Below are 3035 nucleotides of genomic sequence, written 5' to 3' on the forward strand. Positions count from 1 at the left end.
AGTTAATTATGTAGTTCAAATTCATTTGCGACAAAGTCGATACCATTGTTCATTTGCTTTCAAAATTTTATAGATTGCCTCTGGCTTATCAGCAGCAGGTTCCACATGAGTTATCGCCCAATTGGGAAAGCACATTTCAATTTCTTTACGACTTGCTCCGCTCGGCAAAAAGGCTCGCCATTTAGGGTCCCATACAAGTAAAAGTATTATCGCATCTTGAGCAGCAATATTATTTATTGCCTTTCCCATTGCAATTCGTTGTGAACTACTCAATCCATGGAAAGTTCCGGTGTCTAAAAGTAATTTATAACCGTTTCCAATTTTGTGAAGTTCGGTTACATCATCCTTTACAAGTTTAACATCCACACTTTCATTTTTTATACGCTCTTCAGCTCGTTGCAGTGCTTTATCAACTATGTCAACACCTGTAACATCCCACCCTCGTTGTGCCAAACTGATTGCCCATATACCGCTACCGCAACCAATATCGAGCGCTTTACCAAAAGGAGCCGTTTTGCCACTTTCTTCTCGCTCGAAGATCTTTGTGATCTTCTCGACAAATGGATTGTGGCGTTCGGCATCCTCCCAGGGGTGGAAGCCAATTGAATATGCAAACTTGTAATTCATGGTAATTTATTTTAGTTAATACAAAATTATTGAAATGCCGCCTGTTTTTCAATTGGGTATAGACATCGCAAATATCCACACTATAGCACTAAGATAGTAAATCTTACATTTTACTGACTCAAATAATAGTTTATATTTTCAAACTCATACTATTCTAATAATTGGTTTTTAAACGTTTTCAAACCAAACATTTCCAAAAATCTTTAGTTTCAATTGTTAATAACTCTAAAACTACCTAAAAAGGTCATTTTCTGTCCATTAAAATTAATTCAATTTGATGTCAATTAAATTCAATTGAAATGAGTGTCATTAAATTTGATTTTTTTTGGTTTAATATATTGTTTATCAAATATTTGTGAATAACTATTTGATTTTTATTCTTCTTTCAATAGCCTCATTTTATACTTTTATTTCCATAGTCCCATAAGGGAAAACAAAAGCGCTTTTGTTCATTTTATAATCCAAAAAACAATAAAAATGGACACTATTTTAATACTGGAACGATTGGATCGTTTGGAAAAACTGCTGATAGGAAACAAAGAGGTTTTGACCTTTGACGAGGCCTCCGACTATACAGGGATTTCCAGAAGCTACCTATATAAACTAACGGCGTCGGGAAAGATTCCGCACTCAAAGCCCAACGGCAAGATGCTCTTTTTTGAAAAAAAGAAGCTTGTGGATTGGCTGCTCCAAAATAAGCGTAAATCAAAACATGACATTGAATCCGAAGCCTTGGCCTATACCATGCGCCATAAAACGCATTAGGTAACACTTTCATAAAAGTACATAAATCATACACCTTAATGTCTTAAGGTGCCAAAACAATCCTTATGAAACAGATACCCTATATACGAGTGGGCACGTCCTATTACAAACGTGTCAAGGCCCCAACCATAGCCGGCCACTTCAACGAGATCCTGGTGCACTGGAATATGGAGACCATCAAGCAAGACCACGGGAAAGACCATTTAAGTAAAATCCCTAAATATGATGGTTTTACCTGTATTCCAAGCCATATAGAATTTAAACAGGAATATCTTGGGTTTTACAATATCTACTCCCCTTTGGGCAAAGTACCCAAAGAGGGAGACGTTACCTTATCCCTAAAATTCGTAAAGCACATCTTTGGCAAACACTACGAACTGGGCTTGGACTATCTACAATTACTTTATCTAAAGCCTATTCAGGTACTACCAATATTATGCTTGGTATCCAAGGAACGATCCACGGGAAAAAGTACCTTTTTGAAATGGCTAAAGGAAATTTTCGAGAACAACCTGACCTATCTGACCAATGACAGTTTTAGCAGCCAGTTCAATGCAGATTGGGCAAACAAGCTGCTGATATGCATCGATGAAGTCCTTTTCAATAAGGAAGAGCTCACTGAGCGCATCAAATACCTAAGTACTACCAATATCAACAAACTAGAGGCCAAGGGCAAGGACAAACGTGAGGTCGAGTTCTTTGGCAAGTTTATCCTGTGCAGTAACAATGAAGAAAGCTTTATAAAAATCGATTCGAATGAGACCCGATTCTGGGTGATAAAAGTTCCTATTCTGGAAAAGGAACAGACGGACTTCCTTGAAAACCTGATTTTAGAGATACCCTCTTTCCTTCATTATTTGGCCAACCGAAAACTAAGTTCAAAGCATTTGACCCGAATGTGGTTTACACCACTACAGATAAAAACCAAGGCTTTGGAAAAATTAGTCCAGAATAACCGCAATCGTGTAGAAAAGGAACTGGCAAGCATTCTGATGGGTGTGATTGAAAAATTTGATTTGGAAGCCGTTGATCTATGCCCTATGGATGCCCTGTTGGCACTAAACAGAACTCGGGTAAAAACGGATCTGACTCAGTTACGGAGATTGCTGAAAAAGGATTGGAAACTAAGCAACAAGGACAACTCTAACAGCTATCAAAAATTTGTGATTTGGACGGACGGAGATATGACCTTGGTAGATGCTAAAGGGCGCTATTTTACCATTGCGAAATCATTTTTAACTGAAAATTTTGATGATTTGATGACAGAGTGAAAAACCTACCGTATTTGTTGGGCTAAAACCGTCATCATTGTATCATCATTTTGTCATCAAAAAAAATAATGATGACAGTGTAATACTTTAATAAAACGAGAATGATGAAATGATGACATTTTGATGACTCAGAAAACGTACTGTTTATAAGGCTTTACAAGTGAAATCATCAAATCATTAAAAAAACATCCTAAAACACATTGGCTTATGAAAAGAAAAATAAATTGTGAAACAGCCCGTAATTTTTCAGTGGAAAAGGCACTGGAAAAATTAGGGCACTTTCCCAATCGGACAACGGAGAAAGAAGCTTGGTTTCTGAGTCCTTTCAGGTCAGAAACCCAAGCCTCTTTCAAGGTCTCCAGAACCAAGAAC

At 37.3% G+C, this 3035-nt stretch carries 3 protein-coding genes; 2 read left to right on the forward strand and 1 reads right to left on the reverse strand.

Annotation, left to right across the window (positions count from 1 at the left end; all coding sequences use genetic code 11):
* Positions 1-21: 21 nt before the first annotated feature.
* Entirely contained in the window at positions 22-627 is a 606-nt protein-coding gene (locus CSW08_RS16300) for a class I SAM-dependent methyltransferase (protein WP_106660970.1), read from the reverse strand.
* Between the two features lie 477 nt (positions 628-1104).
* On the opposite strand from CSW08_RS16300, the gene CSW08_RS16305 reads away from it, so the two are divergent.
* Together CSW08_RS16305 and CSW08_RS16310 are read left to right on the forward strand one after the other, a co-directional pair.
* Positions 1105-1392, forward strand: coding sequence for a helix-turn-helix domain-containing protein (locus CSW08_RS16305; RefSeq protein ID WP_106660971.1), 288 nt, complete (start codon positions 1105-1107; stop codon positions 1390-1392).
* 65 nt (positions 1393-1457) lie between these two features.
* The gene (locus CSW08_RS16310; RefSeq protein WP_106660973.1) at positions 1458-2663 is read left to right on the forward strand and encodes a primase-helicase family protein; all 1206 of its coding nucleotides are present in this window, start codon (positions 1458-1460) and stop codon (positions 2661-2663) included.
* The last annotated feature ends 372 nt before the right edge of the window (positions 2664-3035 follow it).

Origin of the sequence: Confluentibacter flavum (assembly GCF_002843175.1) — a bacterium.
Taxonomy (GTDB): Bacteria; Bacteroidota; Bacteroidia; order Flavobacteriales; family Flavobacteriaceae; genus Confluentibacter; species Confluentibacter flavum.

Coding starts and splice junctions, on each gene's coding strand:
- CSW08_RS16310 (WP_106660973.1), top strand. CDS start 1,458: ATGAAACAGATACCCTATATACGAGTGGGCACGTCCTATTACAAACGT.
- CSW08_RS16300 (WP_106660970.1), bottom strand. CDS start 627: ATGAATTACAAGTTTGCATATTCAATTGGCTTCCACCCCTGGGAGGAT.
- CSW08_RS16305 (WP_106660971.1), top strand. CDS start 1,105: ATGGACACTATTTTAATACTGGAACGATTGGATCGTTTGGAAAAACTG.